The organism is Elusimicrobiota bacterium, assembly GCA_041660925.1.
GTDB lineage: Bacteria > Elusimicrobiota > Elusimicrobia > UBA1565 > UBA1565 > JBAZUV01.
The window spans coordinates 1-25077 of record JBAZVI010000011.1; the positions used below are offsets into that span (position 1 = coordinate 1).

Here is a 25077-nt window from a genome sequence, read left to right on the forward strand (position 1 = left end):
CCTGGTGAAGCTGATCATGCCGATCGCCATGGAGAAGGGCCTGCGCTTCGCGGTGCGCGAGGGCGGGCATACCGTGGGCGCCGGCGTCGTCGGCGACATCCTCGAGTAACGCCATGGGAGACCGAGTCGTCACGATCCTGGCGTGCGGAACGTGCAAGAACAAGAACTACAGTTTCCAGCACGGGAAGAAGCGTCAGTACAAGGTGGAAGTGAAGAAGTTCTGCCGCAAGTGCCGAAAACAGACTCCCCACAAGGAAGTCAAGTAGGCCGCGCGCCGTCCCCCCCGCCTCATGAGGCGGGGGGGCGGCGCCAGCGGATCGTCGCAGGGACCCGCTAACAATCTCGAGCGCGCCGGCGAAGCCGGCGCCCTCACGCGAAGGACCTCGGGGCATCGCGGCGGAAGAAGCGTCCGCCGCCGTCGTCCGGTTTGGGCCGGACGGCCTCGACGCAGGATCCGCACTCCGTTTGGAGCGCCGTGCGGACGGGACGGCCGGACCGGAAAGCCAACCGGGAACGCCGTATAAAAGTCTTCCGCTCCGGGTGCCGCTGCCCGGCGGGGAGGTCACAGCGCGGCAAGGCCAGCAAAGCACGCTTGCCGACGCGCCATAGGAGGGGCGGAGCCCATCCTGTGGGGAGCGCCGAGCGCTTCGACAGCGCGAGGGGCAATGTTCGGCGAAGCCGAACGTAGCCTCCCGGCCGAAGGCACGGGACGCGACAGATGGGGGTGTCATCCAATTGGCTAGGATAGCGGTCTCCAAAACCGTCAATCTAGGTTCAAGTCCTAGCGCCCCCGCACTTTGACGAGACGCACGACACAGATGAGGATGCGATGAACCCGATGAAATTCTTGCAGGAAGCCTGGTCCGAGCTCAAGAAGGCCACATGGCTGACCCGCCAGCAGGCGGTCGGCTCGACGGTGGTCGTCCTCGTGCTCGTGCTCGTGCTCTCGGTCTACATCAGCAGCGTCGACTTCGTGCTCTCGATGATCCTGGGCGCGCTGCTCGGCACCGGCAGATAGGAGACAACATGGAACGCGGCTGGTACATCGTCCACGTGCAGTCCGGCTGGGAAGACAAGGTCCGCGGTCTCATCGACCAGCGGGTCCAGGCCGACAACCTTCAGGGCAAGATCTTCCAGGTGCTCATCCCCACCGAGACCGTCGTCGAGGTCAAGAAGAACAAGAAGGCGGAGAAGAAGCGCAAGTTCTTCCCCGGCTACATCCTCCTCGACATGATCGTCGACAACGAGACCTACTGGGCCGTCAAGAACATCAATGGCGTGACCGGCTTCCTCGGCGAACCGCGCCCCCGCGCGCTCCCTCCCGAAGAGATCACCCAGATCATCGACCTCACCAACGAGACCGCCGCGGGCAAGCCCCGCCCGGCCGTGCAGTTCGAGAAGGGCGAGAACGTCCGCATCACCGAGGGCCCTTTCCGCCACTTCATCGGCGTGGTCGAGGACGTCAACGAGCCGAAGGCCAAGCTCAAGGCCATGGTCACGATCTTCGGCCGGCCGACCCCCGTCGAGCTCGACTTCCTCCAGGTCGAGAAGCTGTAGCCATGCCCGTCGACGCGCGCTTCCTCGTCACTTCGTCCAAGCGCGTCGTCGACGGCCGCCCCTACTACGCGCAGGTCATCGTCACCGACGACTGCAACCTGCGCTGCTCCTACTGCGACGAATACGCGGCCGGAGCGAAGGCGCCCTCCCTCGAGGAGCTCAAGAGCCGCGTCGACCGGCTCGACGCCCTCGGCGTCCTCGTCTACGACTTCCTCGGCGGGGAGCCGCTGATGCACCCCGGCCTCCCCGCGCTCGTCGAGCACGCGAAGTCGAAGCGCGGCGGCTCGAACCTCGCGACGGTCATCACCAACGGCTTCCTCCTCACCCGCGAGAACATCCGCGCGCTCAACGCCGCCGGCCTCGATTTCATGCAGGTCTCGGTGGACTCGGTCGACCCGACGGCGCTGTCCATGAAGGCCCTGAAGTCCGTGCTCCCCAAGCTGCGCCTGCTCGCCGAGGAGGCCCGCTTCACCGTCGAAGTCCAGACGGTGCTCTGCGAGCGCACCGTCGCCGAGTACGACGCCTTCCGCGCCGCGCTCAAGGACCTCCCCTTCTCCTTCGGCTTCTCGGTCCAGCACGGCCCCGGGGGCCGCATCGCCATCCGCGGACGCCAGTACCTCGAACTGCTCGAGCGCTACGGCGTCTTCGAGGGCGTCAACTTCTACGGCGAGCACCTCAAGGAGATGCTCGACGGGGACTTCTCCCGCCCCTGGAAGTGCCTGGCGGGACTCAAGTTCCTCTACGTCAACGGCCGCGGCGAGGCGCAGTGGTGCGCCCAGCAGCGCGAGTGGCGCGTCCCCCTCGAGAAGCTGACCCCGGCCGCCCTGCGCGAGAACGACCGCCACAAGCCCTGCGAGCCGGGCTGCGCCATCGGCTGCGCGCGCATGGTCTCCCACACTCTCGGCGAGCCGCTGCGCACCCTCGGCGCGAGCATGTCGCTCGCCTGGCACTCCTTCGGCTCCAAGCCCGCGGCCCCGAGCGCCGGAGCGCCGAAGAAGACGGAGGACAAGGAGCCGGCGCTCAGCCGCTGACATGCCCGAGCTCCTCCAACGCGCGATGCCGCTTCACGACCTCCGGATCCGCGCCATGCGCGTGGGCCCCCTCGGCGCCCTGCTCGCCGCGCTCACCTTCGCGGCGGCGCTGCTCGTCATGCTCCTGCTCGCTTTCGGCAAGATCCTCCTGATCTCCGCCGCCGTGAGCTGGGTCTGGCCCCGCATCTTCTCCTCCGATTTCACGCGCGTCGTCTTCGGCAGCGACCGCATCCCGTTCTGGAAAGTGCTCGTGCTCGTCACGGTGGCCGCGCTCGTCTTCTCGTGGGCGCGGCGCCGCTGGCGCCGCCCGGGCTGAAACTCGACCGAGTCCCCCGTAAAATCGGGGGACGACAACAGGTCACGGAGGTAGTATGGCGAAGAAGGTCAAGACGCAGATCAAGCTGCAGATCCCGGCCGGGGCCGCGAACCCCGCGCCGCCCGTGGGGCCCGCGCTCGGCCAGCACGGCGTGAACATCATGGACTTCTGCAAGCAGTTCAACGAGCGCACGAAGACCATGGAAGCCGGGATGACCATCCCGGCGGTCATCACCGTCTACGAGGACCGGTCGTTCACCTTCATCACGAAGATGCCGCCCGTCTCCTCGCTCCTCAAGAAGGCCGCGGGCCTCGCCAAGGGCTCGGGTGAGCCGAACAAGAACAAGGTCGGCAAGATCACCCACAAGCAGGCGAAGGAGATCGCGACCGCCAAGATGCCGGACCTCAACGCGAGCACCGTCGATGCGGCCGTCCGCATGGTCGAGGGCACCGCGCGGTCGATGGGCATCGAGATCGTCGAGGGCTGAGGAGGAGACCATGGGAAAGAGATTGAAAGCCGGCCAGAAGAACATCGAGGAGGGCAAGACCTACAAGCTCTCCGAAGCCGCCGCGCTCGTCAAGAAGAACGCCACGGCGAAGTTCCCCGAGTCCGTCGAGCTGCACGTCCGCCTCGGGATCGACCCGAAGCAGTCGGACCAGCTCATCCGCACCTCGGTCATCCTCCCGCACGGCACGGGCAAGTCCCGCCGCGTGGGCGTGATCACGAAGGGCGATAAGATCAAGGAAGCGGAGAGCGCCGGAGCCGACCTCGTCGGCTCCAACGAGCTCGTCGAGGAGATCGCGAAGGGCCGCATGGACTTCGACGTCCTCGTCGCGACCCCCGACGTCATGAAGGACCTCGCCAAGCTCGGCAAGGTGCTGGGCCCGCGCGGGCTCATGCCCAACCCGAAGAGCGGCACGGTGACCTTCGATGTCGCCAAGGCCGTGCGCGAGCTCAAGGGCGGGCGCGTGGAGTTCAAGAACGACGACTACGGCATCGTGCACCTCGCGATCGGCAAGGTCTCCTTCGAGCCCGCGCAGATCGAGGCGAACGCGCGCGTCGTGCTCGACCTCATCACCAAGATGAAGCCGTCGGCCTCCAAGGGCGTCTACATCAAGAGCATCACGCTCTCGTCGACGATGGGTCCCGGAGTGCCGGTCGACACGTCCTATTAGGACCGCGAGGCACCGTCCGCTCGGTGCCGAGAAAGAAGAAGCCCTCCCGGAAACGGGAGGGCTTCTTCATCCCGTGCCGGAGCAAAAACAGGCGCCTTCCCCTGGACGAAGGAAGGCGCCTGACGCCGCAGAGGCTTACAAGCCCTGCGGGTTCTGCAGAGGTTCCTGCATCTCCCCCTGGGACGGTCGCTGGCGCCGGCCGCGCTCGGGATTCTCCTCCCAGCGCTCGGGCGGAAACTCGCGCTCGCGCGCGGCGCCGCCGAAGGGAGTCTCTTCGCCGCGGGCCGCGCCCCGTCGGCCGCCCTCGCGCATGCGCTGCATCATCTCGTCGAAGCGCTCCTTCTGCTCGTTGCGGAGCTGGGCCCGGATCTTCTCGCGCAGGTCCATCTCCATGGACTTGAACTTCTGCGCCTGCTCCTCGAGCTTCTTCTGCGCCTCGCGCAGCTTCGCGAACTCGGCCTTCAGCGCGGGCCGGGCCGACTCCATGGCCGCGGAGACGCCCTTCTTCTGCTCGGCGCTGAACTTGAGCGCGGTTCCCAGGGTCTCCTGGAACCGCTCGCCGAGGATGGGCGGCTCTCCCCCTTCCGGTCGCCCCTCCGGCGCGGGCTGCGCCGCGGCGGAGACCGCGAGCAGCGCGCAGAACATTCCCGTCAAAGCCGATGTATTCATCTGTGTTCCCCCCTTCCCGAGGATGTCAGGAGTCCGTCCGAGTAATAGCGTCCATGCCGGCCGCGCGCTGTCGGAGCGAGCCGAGGCGTTCGGGACGTCCCAAAGCAACGCCGTTCGGTTCTTTGGGACGAAGGCGCAGCCCGATCGCGCGCGACCCGCCTCTCCGTAGAGTATATCAAGAGAGGCGGGAGGCCCGATCTCGGGAAATCGCGGCGTTGCTTCGCGCTCAGATAGCTTCAGCTATCCTCGCTTGTCGCGCCTTGCGCTTTCCTCGACCTCGGGCCTCCGGCACGGGCGCTATTACTCGGACGGACTCCCAGCAGGTGCATATTATGCGGTCAAGAGTCGCTATAATGGGGCGAGACCCCATGCTCGTCAACCGCTGTCCAGGCTGCTCGAAGCCCGTCGAAGAGAAGGACGACGTCTGTCCCTTCTGCGGCAAGGACTTCTCGACCGTCCCCCAGAAGAGACTCTTCACCCCGACGCCGGACGCCGCTCAGAGCGCCGCGCCGCCGCCCGCCGCCCGCAAGGCGGCGCCGGGCCCCGCGGAGCCCCCGCCCCCTCCGCCGCAGAGCGTCCCGCCGGCGACCATTTACGAGCCGACGCCCTACGCGGAGGTGCCGCCGGCCGTCATGCCTCCGAGCACGCCTCCGCTCGTGCCGCCCGCGATCCTCTACGCCGGCGCGGCCGCGCTCATCGGCGCCGGGATCTGGTTCGTGGGACGGCCCGCCAACGACCCGAACATCCCCGTCCTCACCGCCCATCCCGCGGCGCAGGCTCCGGCCCCTTCCGCTCCTTCCGCCGCCGCCCGTGAGGAGACGCCGGCGCCCGCGAGGCCCGCGCCGCCCGCTCCGAAGCCCGCCGCCGACCGGCGCGAGGCGCCGGGACAGCGGACGGCCGATGCGGCTCGCCGGGCCTCGCCCGACCCCGAGGACGTCCCCATCATCATGACCACGAAGACGAAGCCGCGCGAGCTGCGCGTGCAGGGGACCGTCTTCGACATCGTCACGCTCAAGCCCGTCCCCGACGTCGAGATCATCTTCACCGACCCCGCCACCGGCCACCGCGCGGCGACGGGAACCGACGCGGAGGGACGCTACCGCGCGCGCCTCCCGACGGCCGAGGGCGGCTTCGACATGACGGTGTCGCACCCCGACTACGAGCCGAAATACGTCCTCGACGGCATCCCGCCGTTCAAGGAGCTCTCGCGCAAGGACCGCCTCCAGGCGGCCCTCGACGAGGGGCGCACCCTGCAGCACAAAGAGCTCCTCCTGTCGGCCGAGGACAAGCCGAGACGCGACCTCGCCCTCATCCCCCTGAAGCTGCCGAGCGAATAGGGCCTTTCCCCTCCCTCGTCCCGAACATCCAGACGCCGTAGGTTCGGGACGTCCCAAAGCTACGCCGTTCGGTTGTTTGGGACGAAGAGGGAGGGTGAACGGAACGACTAATCTTCCTTGTCGGTGGCGGTGCGGCGGTTGGGTTTTCCGGCGGCAAGCCACCCTAGATACTCGTGAATGAACGCATCCAGGTCCCCGTCCATGACGGTGTTGATCTGGGAGGTCTCATGCCCGGTGCGCAGGTCCTTGACCATCTGATAGGGCATGAAGACGTAGCTGCGGATCTGGTGGCCCCAGGCGATGTCGCCCTTGCCGTCATAGTGCTTCTCGATCGCGGAGCGCTTCTTGTCGAGCTCGACCTGGTAGAGCTTGGCCTTGAGCATCTTCATCGCCGTGATGCGGTTCTGGTGCTGAGAGCGCTCGATCTGGCAGGCGACGACGATGCCGGTCGGGAGGTGGCGGATGCGGACGGCGGTCTCGACCTTGTTGACGTTCTGCCCGCCGGCCCCGCCGGCGCGGTAGGTGCCGACCTCGATCTCCGCGTCGGAGACCTGGATGTCGATCTCCTCCTCGATGTCGGGCAGGACGTCGCAGGAGGCGAAGGAGGTGTGCCGGCGCTTGTTCGCGTCGTAGGGCGAGATGCGCACGAGCCGGTGCACGCCGACCTCGCTCTTGAGGTAGCCGTAGGCGCAGCGGCCGCGGATGATGGCCGCGACGCTCTTCACCCCGGCCTCCTCGCCCTTGAGGATGTCGGTGATGACGAACTCGAAGCCGTGGCGCTCGGCCCAGCGCGTGTACATGCGCAGCAGCATGTCGGCCCAGTCGCAGGCCTCGGTGCCGCCGGCGCCGGCGTGCAGCGTGAAGATGGCGTCGCTCGCGTCGAACTCCCCGGAGAGCTTCAGGCGCGTGTCGAGGTCCACGACGACGCGGCCGAGCTCGTTGCGGCCCTTGCGGACCTCGGCGAGCTCCCCGGCGTCTTCGGCCTCGAGCGCGAGCTCGAGATGCGCGTCGAGGTCGCCGGCCAGGCGCAGGGCGTCGTCGTACTCCTTCACCGTCCGCTTGAGGTCGTTGAGCTCCTTGGAGAGCTTCTGCGCCTTTCCGGAATCGGCCCAGAAGGCGGGATCGGCGGCCTGCGCCTCGCGGCGCTCGAGCTCCTTGCGCTTGGCGTCGATCTGCAGGAGCCGGCCGACGGCGATGAGCTTCTCGCGGTCGGCGGAGAGGGCGTCCTGGGTCTCGCGGAACTGTGGGTCGGCCATGGTTAGCCGAGAATCGCCGACGGGCGATTCTCGGCGGGGTTAAGATAAATCGGTCCCGGCGTCCGGCATGGCTTCATAAGGCCTCAAGTCTACTTTTTCTTAGACCCCGCTGGGAATCTGCCGCGCAGATTCCCAGCACGCAGGAGGAGGACCGCCGAGAGCAGTCCGCAGAGGGCGCCGAAGAGGTCCCCGTGGCGGGCGTAGAAGGACCCTCCCGGGAAAGGGTCCCGCGCGGGCAGGCGGAAGTCGAGGCGGTCGGCTCGCAGCAGCTCCGTGCGCGCGAGCGTGACGCCCCAGGGGTCGATGACGCCGGAGACCCCCGTGTTCGCCGCGCGCAGGACCAGGGCGCGGTTCTCGACGGCCCGGAAGACGTTGACCCCGAAGTGCTGCGGCGGGCCCCAGGTGTCCCTGTACCAGCCGTCGTTGGTGAGGTTCGCCAGGACCCGGGCGCCTCGGGCGGCGTCGCCCCGGGGCCAGCGCGGGAACATCGCCTCGTAGCAGATGCTGGCCGCGAGCGGGCCGAGCCGCGTCGCGAGCAGCGGCTGCACCGCCGGCCCCGCCGTGAAGTCCCCGAGCTGGGCGAGGATGCCGACGAAGGGCTCGAGGCGGCGGCGCAGGGGCACGTACTCGCCGAAGGGCACGAGCTCGCGCTTGTGATAGATCCCCGCGACCTTCCCCCCCTCGTCGAGGAGCACCGCCGAGTTGCGCGGGCCGCCGCCGAGCATCGTCACGCTGCCCACGAGCATCGGGCCCGCCCGCTTCGCCCAGCCCGAGACCCACGAGAGGTTCTCGGGTTCGTCGAGCCAGCCCGGCAGCGCGGACTCCGGCCAGAGCACGAGGTCGGCCTTGCCCGTGCGCGAGCGGGAGAGCAGGGCGTCGATGCCGGAGCGGATCTCGGAGACGAAGCGCTCGTCCCATTTGCGGTACTGGTCGACGTTCGGCTGAAGGATCTCCACGCGCGGCCCTTCCGCGTCGACGCGGCGCGAAGAGAGGGAGCCGGCGCCGTAGCCCCACCAGAGCGCGAGCAGCAGCCCCGCGGCGGCGGCCGACCCCCGCGTCCCTCGCGCGGGCGGCCCGCGACGCAGCAGTTCCAGCAGACAGCCGTTGACGAGCAGGATGAGGAAGCTCAGGGCGTGCGGACCGGCCCAGGCGGAGCCCTGCAGGAGCGGCAGGTGCCGCCACTGGGTGTAGGCCAGCACGTCCACGCCGAGCCGCGGCCCGCCCCAGCGCGCCGAAAGCGACTCGAGGGCCGCCCACAAGGCCGCCCAGGCCCACGGGCGGGCCCAGCCGGGGAGCCCCGCCGCCGCGGGGCGCGCGAGGAGCGCGAAGAGGCCGGCGTTGAGCCCGAGGATGGACGCGAGGGTCGCCCAGGCGAGGAGCGCGACGGGGACGGGGACCAGGGCGAAGCGGCAGGTCAGGTAGATCCAGTGCAGGACGACGGCGTGGAAGGCCGCCCCGTACGCCCAGCCGAGCAGGAGGCGCCGCCCGGGCCGCGGCTCCTCGGGTGCCGCCGCGAGCATGAGCGCGGGGACGAACCACGCCAGGACGGTGAGTCCGGGCTTCGGAAGGGCGAGCGCGAGCAGCGCGCCGGCCGCCGCGCAGGCGGCGGCCGGGCATCTTTTGCTTGCGGTAGAAATTCCGCGCAGCGGAATCTCTACTGCCCGCAGCATTTCTTGTATTTCTTCCCGCTGCCGCAGGGGCAGGGATCGTTGCGTCCGATCTTATGGACCGTGGGCTTCTCGGGCGCGGGTGCGGCCTTCGCCGGAGCGGAAGGGCCGCGGGAGGCGCCGACGCCGGTCGGGACCTCGCGGTGCACGGGCGGCGGGGCCGGGGCGCGCGGGGCCTGGATGCGGAAGATGTACTCGACGACCTGCTCGCGGATGCGGTCGAGCATCGTGTTGAAGAGACCGAAGCTCTCGCGCTGGTACTCCACCTTGGGGTCCTTCTGGCCGTAGGCGCGCAGGTGGATGTACTTCTTCATGTGGTCGAGGTCGTAGAGGTGGTTCTTCCAGGCCCCGTCGATGACCTGGAGCAGGACCATCTTCTCGATCTCGCGGAAGTCGAAGCCGGCGAACTCCTCGCTCTCGCGCTGCTTGTAGGCCGCGTCCACGGACGCGCGCAGCTCCTGGAGCAGGGATTCCGGGTCGTGCGCCTTGAGCTGCTCCATCGTCGGATGGAACTCGATGCCGTAGACGCGCTGGAGGTAGGCGGAGAGCGGGAGGATCTCCCACTGCTCGGGATAGGTGTCCTTGGGGACCCAGGTCGCGACCTTCTCCGCGAGCTCCTCTTCGAGCATGCGCCGGATGTGCTCGCGCACGTCCGCGCCGTCGATGACCTGGTTGCGCAGGCCGTAGACGACCTCGCGCTGCTTGTTCATCACGTTGTCGTAGTCGAGGAGCTGCTTGCGGATGTCGAAGTTGTGGGTCTCGACGCGGCGCTGGGCGCCGGCGATCTGCTTGCTGACCAGGCCGCTCTCGATGGGCTCGTCCTCGGTCATGCCGAAGGTCTGCATGAGGCCGCTGATGCGGTCGGAGCCGAAGAGGCGCATCAGTTCGTCGTCGAGCGCGAGGTAGAAGCGCGAGGAGCCCGGGTCGCCCTGGCGTCCGCAGCGGCCGCGCAGCTGGTTGTCGATGCGCCGCGCCTCGTGCCGTTCGGTGCCGAGCACGTGCAGGCCGCCGAGCGCGCAGACCTCCTTCTGGTTCGCCTCGTCGGGAGGGTTGCCGCCGAGGATGATGTCGGTGCCGCGGCCGGCCATGTTCGTGGCGATGGTGACCATGCCCTTGCGGCCGGCCTGGGCGATGATCTGCGCTTCCATCTCGTGGTACTTGGCGTTGAGCACCTGGTGCGGGATGCCCTTGGCGCGCAGCATCGCGGCGAGCTTCTCCGAGCGCTCGATGGAGCGGGTGCCGACGAGGACGGGGCGGCCCTTGCGCCAGAGCTCCTCGATCTCCGTGACGATGGCCCGGTCCTTGGCCTTCTCGTTGAGATAGACGACGTCGGGGAAGTCCTCGCGGACGTTGGGCCGGTTGGGAGGCATCTCGCAGACGTCGAGCTTGTAGATCTCCCAGAACTCGTCGGCCTCCGTCATGGCCGTGCCGGTCATCCCGGCGATCTTGTCGAAGATGCGGAAGAAGTTCTGGAAGGTGATCGTGGCGAGGGTCTGGTTCTCCTCCTTGATGGGGAGGTTCTCCTTCGCCTCGACGGCCTGGTGGAGGCCCTCGGACCAGCGTCGGCCGGGCATGAGGCGGCCGGTGAACTCGTCGACGATGAGGATCTCGCCGTCCTTGATCACGTACTCGACGTCGCGCTTGTACAGGTGGTGCGCGCGCAGCGCCTGCGTGATGTGGTGGACCCAGGCGCCCTGCAGGTCGTCGTAGAGGGAGGCGATGCCGAGCAGGTTCTGCGCCTTGTCGATGCCCTGATCGGTGAGGACCGCCGTATGGTTCTTCTCGTCGATGACGGCGTCGAAGCCCTTGCCCAGGTCCTCGCCCGTGTACTTCGACTGGATCTCCTCCTCCTCGGTGACGAAGCGCGTCTTGAGGTGCGGGACGATCCGGTTGATGAGCGCGTAGCGGTCGGTGCTCTCCTCGGCCGGGCCGGAGATGATGAGCGGGGTCCGGGCCTCGTCGACGAGGATGGAGTCCACCTCGTCGACGATGGCGTAATAGGGCGGCCGCAGCACGCGGTCCTCGCGGCGGACGACCATGTTGTCGCGCAGGTAGTCGAAGCCGAGCTCGTTGTTGGTGATGTAGGTGACGTCGCTGGCGTAGGACGCGCGGCGCGTGGCGTTGTCCATGTCGTGGAGCACGAAGCCCACGCTGAGGCCGAGGTAGCGGTAGATGGGGCCCATCCACTCGCAGTCGCGCTTGGCCAGGTAGTCGTTGACGGTGACCACGTGGACGCCGCGGCCGACGAGGGCGTTGAGGTAGACGGCCGAGGTGGCGACCAGCGTCTTGCCTTCGCCGGTCTTCATCTCGGAGATGCCGCCCTGATGGAGCACCATGCCGCCGATCATCTGCACGTCGAAGTGGCGCAGGCCGATGCTGCGCTTGGAGGCCTCGCGAACGAGGGCGAAGGCCTCGGGGATGTAGTCGTTGAGGATGGCGGTGACCCGCCGGGCCCGCTCCTCCTTCTCGAGGTCCCCGGGGAGCTCGGCGACGCGCTCCTGGATCTCCTTTCGGAACTCCTCGGTCCTGCGCACGAAGGCCTCGGGCGGCAGGGCCTGGACCTTCTCCTCCCAGGCGTTGACCTGCTCGAGCAGGGGCTGGAGCTTCGAGAGCCGACGCTCGCTGGGGGTTCCGATGAGCTTGTAGACGAGGGATTCGATCATGGGGGCGGTACCGACGGGATTCTACCTTTTAACGGGCCTGTTCGGCAGGAGCGAGTCAGGGCCGCGCGGAGAGCCGCCGGGCGATGAGCTCGCGCAGATGGTCCATGCTGAAGGGCTTGCAGACGTACTCGCAGGCGCCGCGGCGCATCGCCTCGCGCGCCATCTCCAGCTGGTCGTTGGCGCTGAGCATGACGATGAGGGCCTTCGGGGACGCCCTGAGCAGCTCGCCGAGCAGTTCCACGCCGTTGCCGTCGGGGAGCTCGATGTCGAGCAGGGTCAGGTCGGGTTTCTTCTTCGCGAACAGGTCCCGGCCGCCGGCCAGGTCCTTCGCGCAGAGCACCCGGAAATCCTTGGCGAACGCGGCGCAGAGGAGGCGGCCGAGCTCTTCGTTGTCGTCGATGAGGAGGATCTTCTTCACGCGCGGGAGTCCTATGGACCGATACTATAATCCCGGCGGGCGGGAATCAAGAGGGGCGCGACGGAGGACTCGGCGGCTCCTGAGCGCTCCGCGCGGAGAGGTCGCGCAGGAGCGTCTCGTGCCCGTGCAGGGACTCCTTGAGCAGGCGGACGAGCTGGGCGGAGAGGGCGTCGAACTTCCCGGAGAGCCCGCGAAGCTCGCGCTCGGCGCGGGAGAGGGACTGCTCGTCGCGCTCCGTCAGCGCCCGCAGCTCCCCGGCCAGCGGGGCGAGGCCGCGCTGGAGGCGCACGACGGCGTCCCGGAGCGGCTCGAACGCCTCGGAGAGCAGGGACTCGTCGCGGCCTCGCAGCGCCTTCCACGCGGCATCCATGCGCTCTCCCAGGACGTCGAAGCCCCCGCGCATCCCCTCGAGAGCCGCGCCGAGCGCGCGGACGTCCTCACCGCGCGCCGAAGCGCCGACGGCGCCCTCGAGCGTCTTCAAGTCTCCGGCCAGGCCGCCGAAGGCGTCCTTGAGCTGGTCGCCCGTGAGGACCCGGGCCTTCAGGGCGTCGAGCTCTCCGGAGAGCACCCCCACGACCTCCTTGAGCTCGCCGAAGACGGCCGGAGAGACGTCGTCGCGGATGCGTCCGAGGGTCTCGAGCGTCTTGCCGAGCGAGGAATTGAAGGACGCGAGCTCGTTGGAGAAGAAGCGCATGTCGTCCTTGAGCGCGATCGTCTCGCGCTGGGCGCCGGTCGCGGCCAGACGGGCCGACTCCGAGGTCGTCATGATGCTCTGGAGGATGGGACGGAAGGCCTCGACGCGCTCGGAGAGCTCGAGGAGCGCCTTGGAGGTGCGCTCCGAGGCCTCGGAGGCGGCCGCGGCCGCCTGCGGACCCGCGGCCTGCGCCGCCTCGCGCGCCGCCGAGCACGCGGCCGCGTTCTCGGCCAGCGCCTCGCGCAGGGAGGCGACGGCGGACTCGAAGCGCTCGACGCGCGCGGCCTCCACCTCGGCCCGGTCCCGCGCCGCCGCTTCGAGCCGCTCCAACCGCTCCGCGAAGGAGGCCTGGACCGTCTGCAGGACGTCGCCGGAGCGCGCGGAGCTCTCCGCGAAGGCCTTCGAGACGCCCGCGACCTCCGAGCGCACGAGCGCGCGCAGTTCGGCGCTCAAGGACTCGCTCGCCGAGCCCTGCTCCCGGCCCAGCCCGGCGAGGAGCTCCGAGAGCTCGGAGCGCATCGCCGCGCGGGTGCTCTCCGCGGAGCCTCGCAGCTCGTCGACGAGCGCCTCGGAGCGGCCCTGGGAGTCGAGAAGGCGCACGCTCAGCGCGGCCAGGCCGCGCTCGAGCCGGTCCTCGAGCTCCCGATAGTTCTTGTCGACGGAGTCCCGCGCCGCCTTGAGCAGCGCCTCCGCGAACTCGCGCATGTCGGCGCGCGCCTGAGCGGCGAGGTCGCGGCCCGAACGGTGGGCCGCGTCGAGGGAGTCGGCGATCTCGCGGCGCATCCCCTCGCGCAGATCGGCGGCCGTCGCGCGGGCGGCGGCGCGGACGGCGTCGGCGACGGCCGCTCCGCTCTCCTCGCGCCGCAGGCCCTGTTCGAGCCGGGCGACCTCCTCCGAGACCAGGAGCAGGCCGCGCTCGACGCCCGCGCGCGTCCCTTCGAGAGCCGTGAAGACGCCCGCGCGCTCGAAAGCCGCCGCGATGGCGGCGGCGAGGGCGTCGCGCGAGGCGTCCGCGCGGCCGCCGTCCGGACCGGGGTCGGGTTCCTGCTCCATACCCTCATAGTCTATAGGGAATTCATGTAGGAAATATTTCAAGCCGCCGTCCTTGAAATGCTCCCCGGCGTTGCCGTATAGTGTGGACATGCCCCTCGTCCTCGCCCTGCTGCTCGCGCTCGCGCCGGCGGCCGCCTCCGCCTTCGAGTTCCCCCTCACGCGCATGCAGCGGGTCAGCAAGCTCGTCGACGAGGGCTACGAGTCCCTCCAGCGCGGCGACTACCTCCGCGCCGCCGAGACCTGCGCCCGCGCGCTCGAGCTGCGCGGCGACTATGCGCCGGCCTATCTCTGCCGCAGCGAGGCCCGGCTCAAGAACGGCGACCCGGACGCCGACAAGGACGCGATGCAGGCCCTCCTCCTCGACCCGAAGAGCGGCGACGCCTACCGCGTCCTCGGCCTCTACGAGTTCGAGTCCGGCCGGGTCGACGAAGCCATCAAGCACTTCGACCGCGCGCTGGAGCGCTCGAAGCTGCGGCCCGACGAGGTCCCCAACGTCTACTACTATCGCGCCCGCGCCAAGCTCAAGCTCGGGAATCTCGACGACGCGCTCAAGGACGCCGACCGCGGGATGGCCATCCTCGTGGGCATCTCGGGGAACTATTCCGACTGGAGCTTCTACTCCCTGCGCGCCGAGATCCGGCGCAAGCTCGGGCGCACGAAGGAGGCCGACGAGGACGAGGGGAAGGTCCTGACGCTCCTCGACGAACGCATGCGCCGTCGTCCCCGCGAAGCCACCGAGCTCATGCGCATGAAGGCCGAGTCGCACGCGCTCCTGCGCGACTACGACTCCGCGGCCAAGGACTACGCGGACATCCTCGCCAAGGGGCAGGGCGGGTCCGGAGACCGCCTCGAGCGCGCCGACGCGCTCATCAGCGCGGAGCGCCATGAGGAGGCCGTCTCGGAGCTCACGGGGCTGCTCGCCCGCGACCCGAAGAACGCGCGCGCGCTCAAGCTGCGCGGCTACGCGCTCATCCGCCTCAACAAGCAGGCCGACGCGCTCCTGGACCTCGACGAGGCGCTCAAGCTCCGGCCCAAGGACGCGGCGACGCTCAGCTACCGCGCCATCGCCCGCCTCGACCTCGAGGACTTCAAGGGCGCGCTCGCCGACATCGGCGCCGCCCAGGTCCTTCTTCCCGCCGAGGCCGACGCGCTCGAGGCCCGCAAGGCCTTCGCCTACGCGCGCATCGGCCGCTACGAGGACGCGATGGCCGCCTCGGCCAAGGCGCTCAAGCGCAACCCGGAGAGCTACTCCGCGAACATCGCCCGCGCGCGCGCCGCGACCGCCCTCGGCCGCTGCGCGGAGGCGCTCCCCGCCGTCGACTGGCTCATCGAGAAGGTCCCGCAGTCCGGAGAGTACCGCGCGCTCCGCGCCGACTGCACCTGCGGCGGCGACGGCCGGGCCGTCCCGGCGGCGCGCCCCGGCGCGTCCTGTCTCGTCGATTCCGAGAAGGCGGCGGCGCTCTCTCCCGACTCGGGCGTCTACGCGCTGGACCTCGCGCGCCGCCACCGCCGCTGGCTCGACGACCTCCCCCTGAGAGCGGACGAGGCCGAACTGCGCCGCTCGGTGCGCTTCTTCGAGCGCGCCGCCGAGCTCAGCCCCCTCGACGCGGCCGACCTCCTCCTCTACGGCCGCACCCTCCACGAACTCGCCCGGACGCCCGGCCTCCCGGACGAGGAGAGCGCGAAGCTCGGCACGCGCGCCCTCGACGCCTGCCGCTCCGCGCTCAAGGAGCGGCCGAGGGACAAGCGCCTGCGCCGGCTCTGCGACGAGCTCGACGCCTCCTCCCCGCGCCCGAAGACGGCGCAGAAGACGGACCTCTCCCCGAAGAAGAAGTAAGGGCGTTCCTGGCAGGGACTATTCGGCTGGGCAGATCCCCGGCTGCTGGATGTAGTTCTCGCGGAACCAGGTCTGGTGCTCGATGGCGATGGCCTCGGCGCCGAAGTCCTCGCCGAGGTCGCGTTCCGTGTAGCCCTTGTAGCGGACCTGCAGGTAGTGGACGAACTCGTGCGCGAGGGAATCGTCGATGGCGCGCTTCATGCGCTCGTAGTAGGACGCATCGTCGATGAGATAGACCTCGTTGCGCGCCACGACGAAGACGTTCATGACCTGGGGCGGCCGCTGACCCCACTGCGGCTCGACGGCGTCCTGGAAGCTCCGCAGGTCGGTGCGGCTCTCGAAATGGACGGACGGGAGCGGGACCTCCGCGCGCAGCTTCACGTTCATCTGCCGCGCCACGGCGCGCAGGATGCAGAGCGGCTCATAGCGCAAGGTCGCCGGCGACCGCGCGGGCTTCTTCGCGGCGGCCTTCTTCGCCGCGGCCTGGTCGAAGTCCTTCCTCAGGGAGACGGAGGCCTGGGAGACCGCGGCGTCGAAGTCCGCGGCCCGGGCGACCGCGGAGCAGAGGAAGGACAGGAGCGGGAGCGCGAGCAGGACGCGGGGAGGCCTCCTCACGAGCAGGTCCCCGGCCGCGCGATGTAGTTCTCCCGGAACCAGAACTGGACGGCGACCGCGCCGCTCTCGAGCGCGTCGCCGTCGTCGCGGGCGAAATCGGCGCCCTGATAGCGCACCTGGATGTAGTGGGCGAACTCGTGCGCGAGGGAGTCGTCGAGGGCGCGGCCATGCATGCCGTAAAGAGCCGCGTCGTCGTTGAGGTAGATCTCGTTGTTCTTGAGGACATAGACGTTGAGGAAGGCCTCGGGCCGCATGTTCCACTGCGGCTCGACGGCATCCTGGAACCGGGCCAGGGGAGTGCGGCTGCCGAGAAAGACCGCCGGCACGGGGACCTCCGCGCGCAGCGTCACCCCCATCTTCCCCGCCACCGCGCGCAGGATGCAGGCTTCGTCGTAGCGCAGGAGGGCGGGAGCCGCTTTCGCCGACCCGGCGCGCGCGTCGAAGGAGGCCTTCAGATCGGCGCCGGCGCCGGCGACGACGGCTTCGAAGTCCGGCGCCGCCCTCCCGGTCGAGGCGCAGACGGAGAGCAGGAGGAGTGCTCTCACGGCGAGCGTTTTCACGGCCTTGGAGGCGTCCATGACGATAGGATAGCCCGCGAGGGGTGCGGCATCCGGGGTCCATGGACCCGACGAGGTCTAGGCCCTAGGGCCTATGCGGACGGCAGGGCGGAGAGCTCGTCCTCGAAGACGCGGCGCACGCGGCCGAACTCGCCGGCGAGGGCGTCGAGGACGACGGGGGTCCCGTCGAACTCGCCCGCCTTGGCGAGCTCCTCGAGGCGCATGCAGTACTGGGCGAACCAGCGGGCCCCCACGTTGCCGCTCGAGCCCTTGAGCCCGTGCGCGAGCGCGGCGACCCTGTCCGCGTCCTTCGCGGCGCAGGCCTCCTTCACCTCGGCCAGACGTTTGGAGGTCTCCTCGAGGAAGACCTGGAGGAGCTTCCGGTAGTCGCCGACGTTCTCGGGCCCCGCGAGCTCCTTGAGCTCCGCGAGGAGGCGCGGGTCGATGCCGATGTCCCAGCGCGCGAGGGCGGAGCCGAGGTCCTCGAGGCGGACCGGCTTCGCCAGGTAATCGTCCATGCCCGCGGCCAGGCAGCGCTCGCGGTCGCCCTCGAGCGCATGGGCGGTCATCGCGACGACCGGCACGCGCCGGAGCCCGCCCTCGCGGCGGCGCAGCTCGCGCGCCGCCTCGTAGCCGTCGAGGACCGGCATCTGACAATCCATGAGCACGAGGCCGTAGCGCCCTCCTTCGAGCGCCGCGAGCGCCTCCTTGCCGTCGCCCGCGACGTCGGCGCGGTAGCCGAGCTTCTCGAGCTGCAGGACGACGATCTTCTGGTTGACGGCGTTGTCCTCCGCGACGAGGATGCGGAAGAAGCGGCGGCGCCCGCGCTGGGCGGCGTCGGGGACGTGCAGGGAGGCCGCATCGGGCGCGGCGCTGCGGCCCGACGGCGCCCGGGCGCCCAGAACGCGCGCGAGGGTGTCGAGCAGGGCGGCCTGACGCACCGGCTTGCCGAGGCAGGCGCTGAGCCCGTGTTCGCGCAGCTCCTCGCCCGTCATGCCGGTGCCCATCGAGGTCAGGAGCACGACCTTCGGGGCGCACAGCGCGGCGTCGTCCCGGATGCTGTGCGCCAGCGAGAGGCCGTCGACGTCCGGCATCTGCATGTCGGTGATGACGAGTCCGAAGGGCCGCTTCTCGGCGCAGGCGGCGCGCAGGCGCTCGAGGGCCTTCGGGGCCCCCTCGACCGCCTCGCAGACGACCTTCCAGGAGGCGAGCTGGTGGCTCACGATCTCGCGGTTGTGGCGGTTGTCGTCGACGACCAGGACGCGCACGCCGGAGAGCTCTCGGACCGGCGCGGCGGCGGGCTCCGCGCCCTTGCCGCGGCCCAGGGGCAGGCGGAACCAGAAGGTGGAGCCCTTGCCGGGGACGCTCTCGACCCCGATGGTCCCGCCCATGAGCTCGACGAGCTGGCGGCAGATGGCGAGGCCGAGCCCCGTGCCGCCGAACTTCCGCGTCGTCGAGGCGTCCGCCTGCGTGAACGCCTGGAAAAGGCGCTTCTGGGTCTCCGGCGGGATGCCGATGCCCGTGTCGGCGACCGTGAAGCGGAGGACGACGCGGTCCTCCCCCTCGAACTCCTTCTCGACGCGCAGGGCGACGTCCCCCTTGGCCGTGAACTTGACCGCGTTGCCGAGCAGATTGAAGAGGACCTGGCGCAGGCGCCCGGGGTCTCCGCGCACGATGGAGGAGACCTCGCCGTCCACGAAGGCGGTCATCTCGACGCTCTTGCTCTGCGCGCGCTGGGCGAGCAGGGTGACGCAGTCCTCGAGCTCCTTGCGCAGGTCGAACTCGACGGACTCGAGCGTGAGCTTCCCGGATTCGATCTTCGAGAAATCCAGGATGTCGTTGATGATCGCGAGCAGGGTGTCGCCGGCGGTGCGGATGGTCTCGGCGAACTCGCGCTGACGCGCGTCGAGCCCCGCGTCGATGAGGAGGCCCGTCATGCCGATGATGGCGTTCATCGGGGTGCGGATCTCATGACTCATGTTGGCGAGGAAGGCGGACTTCGTCCGCGCCGCTTCGAGCGCGGCGTCGCGGGCGCGGGCGAGCTCCTCGGCCGCGCGCTTGCGCTCCGAGACGTCCTCCTTGACGGCGACGAAGTGCGTCACGACCCCCTCGGCGTTCTTCACGGGAGAGATGGAGACGGTCTCCCAGTAGAGCTCGCCGTCCTTCTTGCGGTTGTGCAGCTCGCCCTTCCAGGTCCCTCCCCCGAGGATGGTCGTCCAGAGCTCGCGGTAGAACTCGGCGGGCTGCTCGCCCGACTTGAGGATGCGGGGGTTCTTCCCGAGCGCCTCTTCCGGCGCGTAGCCGGTGAGCTCGGTGAACTTGGGGTTCACGTACTCGATGTTCCCGGCGACGTCGGTCACCACGATGGCGGCCGGGCTCTGCTGGACGGCCAGCGAGAGCTTGCGCAATTCCTCTTCGGCGCGCTTGCGCTCCGTGACGTCGGAGTGCGTCCCGACCATGCGCTGAGGCCGGCCGTCCTCCGTCCAGGAGGTGACCTTGCCGCGGTCGAGGATCCACTTCCACGCGCCGTCCTTGCAGCGCATGCGGTGCTCGGAGACGTAGACCGGGCTCTCGCGGCGGAAATGCTTCTGGAGGAGCTCCTGGACGCCCGGGAGGTCGTCGGGGTGCACCCGCTTGGTCCACTCCTCCATCTTATCGGGGAGCTCCGCGTCCGCGTAGCCGATCATCGCCTTCCAGCGCGGCGAGAAATAGACGGCGTTGCGCCGCAGGTCCCAGTCCCAGACCCCGTCGCCGGAGCCCTCGAGGGCGAACTGCCAGCGCTCCTCGCTCTCCATGAGCGCGCGCTCCGCCCAGCGCCGCTCGGTGACGTCCACCGCGATGCCCAGGAAGCCCTGGATCTCCCCGTCGGCGCCGTGCAGCGCGGTGACGGTCAGGTTGACGGTGATGCGGCCGCCGTCCTTGCGCACATAGGTCCACTCGCGCTCCTCGTAGCGGCCGGCGCGGGCCTGCTCGACGAAGATGTCGAAGCCCTCCACGGGCCGCCCGAGGAGCTCCTTGAGCTCGCGGCCGTGGGCCTCGGCCTCCTCAGGGAGGTGGAGGATCTCCGGGGTGCGTTTGCCGACCATCTCGGAGGCCTTGTAGCCGAGCATGCGCTCGGCGCCCGTGTTGAAGACCGTGATGAGCCCCTGGGTGTCGGTCGCGATGATCGAGGACTGGGTCGCGGCATCGAGGACGGACTTCAGGCGCGCCGTCGTCTCGGCGAAGCCCCGCTCCGCCTCCTTGCGCGCGCTGATGTCGAAGTGGATGGAGACGAAGCGCTCGGGCTTCCCGTTCTCTCCCAGCAGCGGCGTGATGGTCATGTGGAGCCAGAAGAGCGCGCCGTCCTTGGCTTTGTCGAGCACCTCCCCCTGCCACACCCGGCCGCCCGAGATCGTCCGCCACATCGCCTCGAAGAACTCGGGCGGGTGGTGCCCGGACTTGAGGAGCCGGTGGTTCTGCCCGAGAAGCTCCTCGCGCGCGTAGCCGGTGACGGCGCAGAAGGCCTCGTTGACGTAGATGATCCGCCCCGCGGCGTCGGAGATGGAGACGATGGCCGAGCGGTCGAGCGCGTACTTCGTGTCCTTGAGCTCGCGGATGGAGCGCTCCAGCGCCTCCTCCGCCTCGCGCCGCGCGGTGACGTCGCGGAAGATGGCGCGCGTGGCGACCGCACGGCCGTTCTCCAGGCGCGGGTTCGCGCTCCCCTCGACGAGGACCCGGCGCCCGTCCCGGGTGAGGAAGACGGTCTCGACGTGACGGAGCGTCGCCCCCTCGAGCACGCGCTGGAAGAGCTTCATGCAGCTTTCGCGGCAGTCGGGGGCGACGACGTCCCAGACCGTCAGCGCCGCGAGCTCGCCCTCGCCGTAGCCGAGGGTCTGCCGCCAGGCGTTGTTGACGAAGATGAAGCGGCCGTCGGGCCCGACGCTCTGGATGAGGTCGTTGGCGCCGTCGAGGAAGTCCTGGAGGGCCGCCTCGCTCTCGCGCAGACGGCGCTCGGCGAGGTCGCGCCGGCGCAGGTCGTAGAGGACGATCATCCCCGCGCCGGCGAGGAAGAGGAGCGCGAGCGTGTTCCCGAGCAGGATGACGAGGACGGCCTGCCGCCCGGCCGCGTCCGCGCGGCGCGCGTTCTCCATGAGGAGACGCCGCTCCTCGAGGTCGATCTCGGCCGCGAGGGCGCGGACGCGCTCGCCCTGCCGGCTCCCCGGGCCCGTGCGGACGGCCGTCTGGGCGGCCGCGAGCCCTTCCCGGCGCCGGATCTCCGCCGTCCGGCGCAGGGTCGCGAGGCGATCCCGGATCGCTCCGGCGAAGACTTTCGCACGGAGCAGCAGCGCGGGGTCGTTCGTCATCGCGAGGAGACCCTTGTAGCGGCGGTCGAACTGGCGTTCCGCCGTCTCCAGGGGGACGAGCCGGGCCGCGTCGCCGGTCAGCAGGTAGCTGCGCTGCGCGGATTCCGCGACGTTCAACTGATCCTGCATCGAGTCGAGCGTGCCCAGGACGGCGTACATCCGCTTCTCCGTCCCGTTGAGGCGCTGATAGCTGCGGATGCTGCGCAGGGCGAAGGCGCCGACGCCCACGAGCAGGAGGGCGGCCAGCACGAAGCCCGCGGTCAGGCGGCTTTCGACCGAGCGGAAGGGATCGTTCATATCGCGCGCGCTATGGAATATACCCTAAATTGCTAGACTTGGCACGACGATTTTCATCCCATGAAAGGACCCTCCATCGGCGTCGCAGTGGCCGGTCTCGGCAATGTCGGCCGCGAGGTCGCGCGCCTGCTCCTCGCGCGTCGCGCGTCCTTCCGGGCCGCCCTCGGCGCCGACCTGCGCCTCGCGGCCGTCTGCGACCGCCGCGCCGCCGCCGAGGCCCGCCGCCTCGGCCTTCCCTCCTCGGTGCGCCGGACCGCCGATTGGCGCGAGCTCCTCGGGGACCCCTCCGTGGGCGTCGTCGTCGAGCTCTTCGGCGGCGGCTCGGCCGCCCGCTCGCTCGCCCTCGCCGCCCTGCGCTCGGGACGGCGGCTCGTGACGGCGAACAAGCTGCTCGTCTCGGAGCGCTGGCCCGAGCTCGCGCGCGCCGCCGGAGGCCCGGGGCGCCTCTACTACGAGGCCTCGGTCGCGGGCGCCATCCCCGTCCTGCAGGCCCTGCGCGAGGGCCTCGCCGCCGACCGCATCCTCTCCCTGCGCGGCATCCTCAACGGCACCACGAACTTCGTCCTCACCGAGATGATCCACGGCGGGAAGACGCTGCCGGAGGCGCTGGCCCGGGCGCGGGCCCTCGGCCTGGCGGAGCGCGACGCCTCCCTCGACCTCGGCGGCCACGACGCGGCGCACAAGCTCTCGGTGCTGGCCTCCACGGTCGCGGGCCGCTGGCTCCCCCCGCGCCTCATCGAACGCGCGGGCATCGAGGCCCTGGAGCCGCGCGACATCCGCTTCGCCCTCGACAAGCTCGGACGCACCCCGCGCCTCGTCGGGACCCTGGTCTTCGACGGCGGGCGCGTCGAGGCCGGCGTCGGCCCCGCGCTGGTCCCCCTGCGCCATCCGCTCGCGGGCGTCCACGGCGCCACAACGCCGTCCTCGTCGACGCGGACCCGGCCGGCGACCTCATGTTCTACGGGCTCGGCGCCGGCCCCGGCCCGGCGGCGAGCGCGACCCTCGGCGACGTCCTGAGCGCGGCGCGCGACGTCCTGGCCCCCGCCCGGCGCCCCGTCCAGCCCTCCCCGGCCGGCGCGGAGCTGAGCATCCGGGCGTCCGCCCCGGCCTCCCACTACCTGCGCCTGCGCCTCGCCGACCGGCCCGGCGCCCTCGCCGCGCTCGCCGGCGCCCTCGCCCGCGGCCGCGTCTCCATCGCGCAGATCCACCAGGAACGCCCCTGCGGCGGCGCCGCCGCGGTCATGCTCGTCACCCACCCGCTCTGCGCGCGTGCGATGCGCGCCGCGCTCGCCGCCGTCGCGCGGCTCGGCGCCGCCCGCGGCCGTCCCTTCTGCATGAGGCTGCTGGATTGAAAGGACTCATCGAACGCTACCGACGGCGTCTGCCGGTCGGCCCGCGCACGCCGATCGTCACTCTGCACGAGGGAGGAACCCCGCTCGTGAGCGCCCCGCGCCTCGCGCGCCTCTGCGGGCTCCCCGAGGGCGCCGTGCACCTCAAGCTCGAGGGGATGAACCCGACCGGCTCCTTCAAGGACCGCGGCATGACGCTCGCCGTCTCCAAGGCGCTCGAGGAGCGCGCGCGGGGCCTGCTCTGCGCCTCGACGGGGAACACCGCCGCCTCCGCAGCGGCCTACGCGGCCCGCGCCGGCCTGCCCTGCGCGGTGCTCCTGCCCGCCGGGGCCGTCGCCGCGGGGAAGCTCGTGCAGGCCCTCATGCACGGCGCGCGGGTCCTCACGGTGCGCGGGAACTTCGATTCGGCGCTCACCCTGGCCCGCGAAGCGGCGCGGGAAGCGGGCTGGACGCTCGTGAACTCGCTGAACCCCTACCGCATCCAGGGGCAGAAGACCGCGGCCTTCGAGGTCGCCGAAGGGCTCGGCCGCGCGCCCGACCTCCAGTTCATGCCGGTCGGCAACGCCGGCAACATCACCGCCTACTGGCTCGGCTACACCGAGCTCGGCGGACGGCGCCCGCGCATGATGGGCTGGCAGGCCGCCGGGGCCGCCCCTCTCGTGCACGGCCGTCCCGTCGAGCGGCCGAAGACCGTGGCCACCGCCATCCGCATCGGCCGCCCCGCTTCCTGGGAAGGCGCCCTGCGCGCCCGCGACGAGTCGGACGGCATGATCGGCGCGGTCTCCGACCGCGAGATCCTCTCCGCCTGGCGCTTCCTCGCCGAGCATGAGGGGGTCTTCTGCGAGCCCTCGAGCGCGGCGGGAGCGGCCGGGCTGCTGCGCTTCGCCCGCGCGGGCGGCTTCCGCCGGATGAGCGCGGCCCGAAGAGCCCGCCTGCGCGCCCCTTCAGCGGGCCATAGCGCCGAAGGGACGATGCGAGCGGAGAAAGACCTGCGCATCGCCGTCATCCTCACGGGCCACGGCCTCAAGGACCCGGAGACCCCCCTCACTCTCCGCATCCGGACGAGGACCGTCGAGCCGCGCCTGAGCGCCGTCCTCAAAGCCCTGAAGGAGGCCGCATGAGCGTCATCTCCCCCGAACGGCTGCGCCGCCGCATCCGGGTCCGCGTGCCCGCGAGCACCAGCAACCTCGGCCCCGGCTTCGACTGCCTGGGCATGGCCCTGAAGCTCTACAACGACCTCGAGCTCTCCTGGTGCCCCGAGCACGGGGAGGTCCTCTGCGAGGTCGAAGGCGAGGGCTTCGCGCGCCTGCCGCGCGGCGAGAAGAACCTCGTCGTCCAGTCCTTCCGCCAAGTGCTGCCCAAGTCCCGCTTCCCCTACGCGCTTCATCTGCGCATGCGCAACCGCATCCCCCTCGCGCGCGGACTGGGCTCGAGCGCCGCGGCGCGCCTGGCCGGAGTGCTCGCGGCGGCGGCGCTGCGCGACTTCCGCGACCTGACGGTCCAGGACGCCCTGGCGAAGGCCTGCGTCCTCGAGGGTCATCCGGACAACGCGGTCCCCGCCTTCCACGGCGGCCTCTGCGTCTCCGTGCTCGACGCGGCCCGCCCTCTCTGGCTCAAGCTGCGCATCCCCAAGGACCTCGGGGTCGTCGTCTGCATCCCCGACTACGAGGTCCCCACCGACAAGGCCCGACGCGTCCTGCCCGCGCGCGTCGCCCTCGCCGACGCCGTGCACAACTCCTCGCGCCTGGCCCTGCTCATCGCCGCCCTCGAGCGCGGCGAGCTCGGGCTCCTGCGGGTCGCCATGCAGGACGTCCTGCACCAGCCCTACCGCCGCGCGCTCATGCGCGGGATGGACGCCGTCCTCGGGGCCGCCCTGCGCGCCGGCGCCTTCGGCGCCGCCGTCTCCGGCGCGGGCCCCACGATGCTCGCGCTGACCCTGCGCGGCCCCAAACAGGCCAAGGTCGGACGCGAGATGCAGAAGGCCTTCTTCCGCTCCGGGGTCGAGAGCCGCTACCTCGCCCTCGACGTCGAGACCACGGGAGCGCGCATCGAGATCGAATGAATGCGCTGAGACCGGCGTATAACGGCCCTTTCGGCCGCGCGATTTCCGGAGCGAGCCCAGGCGCGAGGAGCGCGCGATGCTGAAGCATCGTAAGCGACGAGCAACGCAGGCGCAGCCCGGAAGCGCGCGGCCCGCCCATAAGGCGGGAGGCCCGATGTCGGGCGACCGCCGCGTTGCTCCT

The 25077-nt window shown here is 70.4% G+C and carries 23 protein-coding genes and 1 tRNA gene; 15 read left to right on the forward strand and 9 right to left on the reverse strand.

Annotated elements, in window-relative coordinates:
• The 9 genes from WC969_13700 to rplA all read left to right on the forward strand — a co-directional run.
• On the forward strand, window positions 1-109 hold a 109-nt coding region (locus WC969_13700; protein MFA6030905.1), incomplete at its 5' end, for an elongation factor Tu.
• Between the two features lie 4 nt (window positions 110-113).
• The gene (gene rpmG / locus WC969_13705; protein ID MFA6030906.1) at window positions 114-266 is read left to right on the forward strand and encodes a 50S ribosomal protein L33; all 153 of its coding nucleotides are present in this window, start codon (window positions 114-116) and stop codon (window positions 264-266) included.
• Between the two features lie 454 nt (window positions 267-720).
• Window positions 721-793 (forward strand) — tRNA-Trp (locus WC969_13710).
• 36 nt (window positions 794-829) lie between these two features.
• Window positions 830-1018: a preprotein translocase subunit SecE gene (gene secE, locus WC969_13715; GenBank protein MFA6030907.1), complete on the forward strand. Its 189-nt coding sequence runs from the start codon at window positions 830-832 to the stop codon at window positions 1016-1018.
• 8 nt (window positions 1019-1026) lie between these two features.
• The gene (nusG, locus tag WC969_13720) at window positions 1027-1557 is read left to right on the forward strand and encodes a transcription termination/antitermination protein NusG (protein ID MFA6030908.1); all 531 of its coding nucleotides are present in this window, start codon (window positions 1027-1029) and stop codon (window positions 1555-1557) included.
• Between the two features lie 2 nt (window positions 1558-1559).
• Entirely contained in the window at window positions 1560-2588 is a 1029-nt protein-coding gene (locus WC969_13725; GenBank protein MFA6030909.1) for a radical SAM protein, read from the forward strand.
• Window position 2589: 1 nt separating this feature from the next.
• Window positions 2590-2904 (forward strand): hypothetical protein, encoded by a 315-nt coding sequence (locus WC969_13730; protein MFA6030910.1) that lies wholly within the window; start codon window positions 2590-2592, stop codon window positions 2902-2904.
• Between the two features lie 55 nt (window positions 2905-2959).
• Complete coding sequence (rplK, locus tag WC969_13735; protein ID MFA6030911.1) at window positions 2960-3391, forward strand: 50S ribosomal protein L11; 432 nt, start codon at window positions 2960-2962, stop codon at window positions 3389-3391.
• Window positions 3392-3401: 10 nt separating this feature from the next.
• Window positions 3402-4079: a 50S ribosomal protein L1 gene (gene rplA, locus WC969_13740; protein ID MFA6030912.1), complete on the forward strand. Its 678-nt coding sequence runs from the start codon at window positions 3402-3404 to the stop codon at window positions 4077-4079.
• A 135-nt stretch (window positions 4080-4214) separates the two neighbouring features.
• On the opposite strand, the gene WC969_13745 is transcribed toward rplA, so the two are convergent.
• Window positions 4215-4724, reverse strand: a complete 510-nt coding sequence (locus WC969_13745) for a hypothetical protein (protein ID MFA6030913.1) — start codon at window positions 4722-4724, stop codon at window positions 4215-4217.
• Between the two features lie 392 nt (window positions 4725-5116).
• Here WC969_13745 and WC969_13750 point away from each other — a divergent pair, with 392 nt between their 5' ends.
• Entirely contained in the window at window positions 5117-6085 is a 969-nt protein-coding gene (locus WC969_13750; GenBank protein ID MFA6030914.1) for a carboxypeptidase regulatory-like domain-containing protein, read from the forward strand.
• 107 nt (window positions 6086-6192) lie between these two features.
• Here the strand turns inward: WC969_13750 and prfB are convergent, their stop codons facing one another.
• The 5 genes from prfB to WC969_13775 form a co-directional block, all read right to left on the reverse strand.
• Window positions 6193-7341, reverse strand: coding sequence for a peptide chain release factor 2 (prfB, locus tag WC969_13755; protein ID MFA6030915.1), 1149 nt, complete (start codon window positions 7339-7341; stop codon window positions 6193-6195).
• 89 nt (window positions 7342-7430) lie between these two features.
• Window positions 7431-9011 (reverse strand): apolipoprotein N-acyltransferase, encoded by a 1581-nt coding sequence (lnt, locus tag WC969_13760; GenBank protein ID MFA6030916.1) that lies wholly within the window; start codon window positions 9009-9011, stop codon window positions 7431-7433.
• A complete protein-coding gene (gene secA, locus WC969_13765) occupies window positions 8996-11671 on the reverse strand; it encodes a preprotein translocase subunit SecA (GenBank protein ID MFA6030917.1) in 2676 nt (891 codons plus the stop codon). Before secA ends, lnt begins: the two co-directional genes overlap by 16 nt.
• Window positions 11672-11726: 55 nt before the next feature.
• The gene (locus WC969_13770) at window positions 11727-12089 is read right to left on the reverse strand and encodes a response regulator (GenBank protein ID MFA6030918.1); all 363 of its coding nucleotides are present in this window, start codon (window positions 12087-12089) and stop codon (window positions 11727-11729) included.
• A gap of 46 nt (window positions 12090-12135) precedes the next feature.
• Complete coding sequence (locus tag WC969_13775) at window positions 12136-13836, reverse strand: hypothetical protein (GenBank protein MFA6030919.1); 1701 nt, start codon at window positions 13834-13836, stop codon at window positions 12136-12138.
• 88 nt (window positions 13837-13924) lie between these two features.
• Between WC969_13775 and WC969_13780 the strand changes: the two genes are divergently transcribed.
• On the forward strand, window positions 13925-15673 hold the full coding sequence (locus tag WC969_13780) for a tetratricopeptide repeat protein (protein MFA6030920.1): 1749 nt from the start codon (window positions 13925-13927) through the stop codon (window positions 15671-15673).
• Between the two features lie 18 nt (window positions 15674-15691).
• Here the strand turns inward: WC969_13780 and WC969_13785 are convergent, their stop codons facing one another.
• From WC969_13785 to WC969_13795, 3 genes are all read right to left on the reverse strand, one after another.
• Complete coding sequence (locus tag WC969_13785) at window positions 15692-16288, reverse strand: hypothetical protein (GenBank protein MFA6030921.1); 597 nt, start codon at window positions 16286-16288, stop codon at window positions 15692-15694.
• Complete coding sequence (locus tag WC969_13790; GenBank protein MFA6030922.1) at window positions 16285-16866, reverse strand: hypothetical protein; 582 nt, start codon at window positions 16864-16866, stop codon at window positions 16285-16287. The genes WC969_13785 and WC969_13790 overlap by 4 nt, the downstream gene beginning before the upstream one ends.
• 71 nt (window positions 16867-16937) lie before the next feature.
• Entirely contained in the window at window positions 16938-21485 is a 4548-nt protein-coding gene (locus tag WC969_13795; GenBank protein ID MFA6030923.1) for a PAS domain S-box protein, read from the reverse strand.
• Between the two features lie 60 nt (window positions 21486-21545).
• On the opposite strand from WC969_13795, the gene WC969_13800 reads away from it, so the two are divergent.
• The 4 genes from WC969_13800 to thrB are packed head-to-tail and all read left to right on the forward strand — an operon-like array spanning window position 21546 to window position 24896.
• Window positions 21546-22502 carry a homoserine dehydrogenase gene (locus WC969_13800; protein ID MFA6030924.1) on the forward strand — a complete coding sequence of 319 codons (957 nt, stop codon included), beginning with the start codon at window positions 21546-21548 and terminating at the stop codon, window positions 22500-22502.
• On the forward strand, window positions 22439-22837 hold the full coding sequence (locus WC969_13805) for an ACT domain-containing protein (protein MFA6030925.1): 399 nt from the start codon (window positions 22439-22441) through the stop codon (window positions 22835-22837). The genes WC969_13800 and WC969_13805 overlap by 64 nt, the downstream gene beginning before the upstream one ends.
• On the forward strand, window positions 22834-23955 hold the full coding sequence (gene thrC / locus WC969_13810; protein MFA6030926.1) for a threonine synthase: 1122 nt from the start codon (window positions 22834-22836) through the stop codon (window positions 23953-23955). The genes WC969_13805 and thrC overlap by 4 nt, the downstream gene beginning before the upstream one ends.
• Window positions 23952-24896, forward strand: a complete 945-nt coding sequence (gene thrB / locus WC969_13815) for a homoserine kinase (GenBank protein ID MFA6030927.1) — start codon at window positions 23952-23954, stop codon at window positions 24894-24896. The genes thrC and thrB overlap by 4 nt, the downstream gene beginning before the upstream one ends.
• Window positions 24897-25077: the final 181 nt, after the last annotated feature.

Excerpts from the sequence above, each read along its gene's own strand:
- rpmG (MFA6030906.1), top strand. The coding sequence starts at position 114 with ATGGGAGACCGAGTCGTCACGATCCTGGCGTGCGGAACGTGCAAGAAC.
- secE (MFA6030907.1), top strand. The coding sequence starts at position 830 with ATGAACCCGATGAAATTCTTGCAGGAAGCCTGGTCCGAGCTCAAGAAG.
- nusG (MFA6030908.1), top strand. The coding sequence starts at position 1,027 with ATGGAACGCGGCTGGTACATCGTCCACGTGCAGTCCGGCTGGGAAGAC.
- WC969_13725 (MFA6030909.1), top strand. The coding sequence starts at position 1,560 with ATGCCCGTCGACGCGCGCTTCCTCGTCACTTCGTCCAAGCGCGTCGTC.
- WC969_13730 (MFA6030910.1), top strand. The coding sequence starts at position 2,590 with ATGCCCGAGCTCCTCCAACGCGCGATGCCGCTTCACGACCTCCGGATC.
- rplK (MFA6030911.1), top strand. The coding sequence starts at position 2,960 with ATGGCGAAGAAGGTCAAGACGCAGATCAAGCTGCAGATCCCGGCCGGG.
- rplA (MFA6030912.1), top strand. The coding sequence starts at position 3,402 with ATGGGAAAGAGATTGAAAGCCGGCCAGAAGAACATCGAGGAGGGCAAG.
- WC969_13745 (MFA6030913.1), bottom strand. The coding sequence starts at position 4,724 with ATGTTCTGCGCGCTGCTCGCGGTCTCCGCCGCGGCGCAGCCCGCGCCG.
- WC969_13750 (MFA6030914.1), top strand. The coding sequence starts at position 5,117 with ATGCTCGTCAACCGCTGTCCAGGCTGCTCGAAGCCCGTCGAAGAGAAG.
- prfB (MFA6030915.1), bottom strand. The coding sequence starts at position 7,341 with ATGGCCGACCCACAGTTCCGCGAGACCCAGGACGCCCTCTCCGCCGAC.
- lnt (MFA6030916.1), bottom strand. The coding sequence starts at position 9,011 with ATGCTGCGGGCAGTAGAGATTCCGCTGCGCGGAATTTCTACCGCAAGC.
- secA (MFA6030917.1), bottom strand. The coding sequence starts at position 11,671 with ATGATCGAATCCCTCGTCTACAAGCTCATCGGAACCCCCAGCGAGCGT.
- WC969_13775 (MFA6030919.1), bottom strand. The coding sequence starts at position 13,836 with ATGGAGCAGGAACCCGACCCCGGTCCGGACGGCGGCCGCGCGGACGCC.
- WC969_13780 (MFA6030920.1), top strand. The coding sequence starts at position 13,925 with ATGCCCCTCGTCCTCGCCCTGCTGCTCGCGCTCGCGCCGGCGGCCGCC.
- WC969_13790 (MFA6030922.1), bottom strand. The coding sequence starts at position 16,866 with ATGGACGCCTCCAAGGCCGTGAAAACGCTCGCCGTGAGAGCACTCCTC.
- WC969_13795 (MFA6030923.1), bottom strand. The coding sequence starts at position 21,485 with ATGAACGATCCCTTCCGCTCGGTCGAAAGCCGCCTGACCGCGGGCTTC.
- WC969_13800 (MFA6030924.1), top strand. The coding sequence starts at position 21,546 with ATGAAAGGACCCTCCATCGGCGTCGCAGTGGCCGGTCTCGGCAATGTC.
- WC969_13805 (MFA6030925.1), top strand. The coding sequence starts at position 22,439 with ATGTTCTACGGGCTCGGCGCCGGCCCCGGCCCGGCGGCGAGCGCGACC.
- thrB (MFA6030927.1), top strand. The coding sequence starts at position 23,952 with ATGAGCGTCATCTCCCCCGAACGGCTGCGCCGCCGCATCCGGGTCCGC.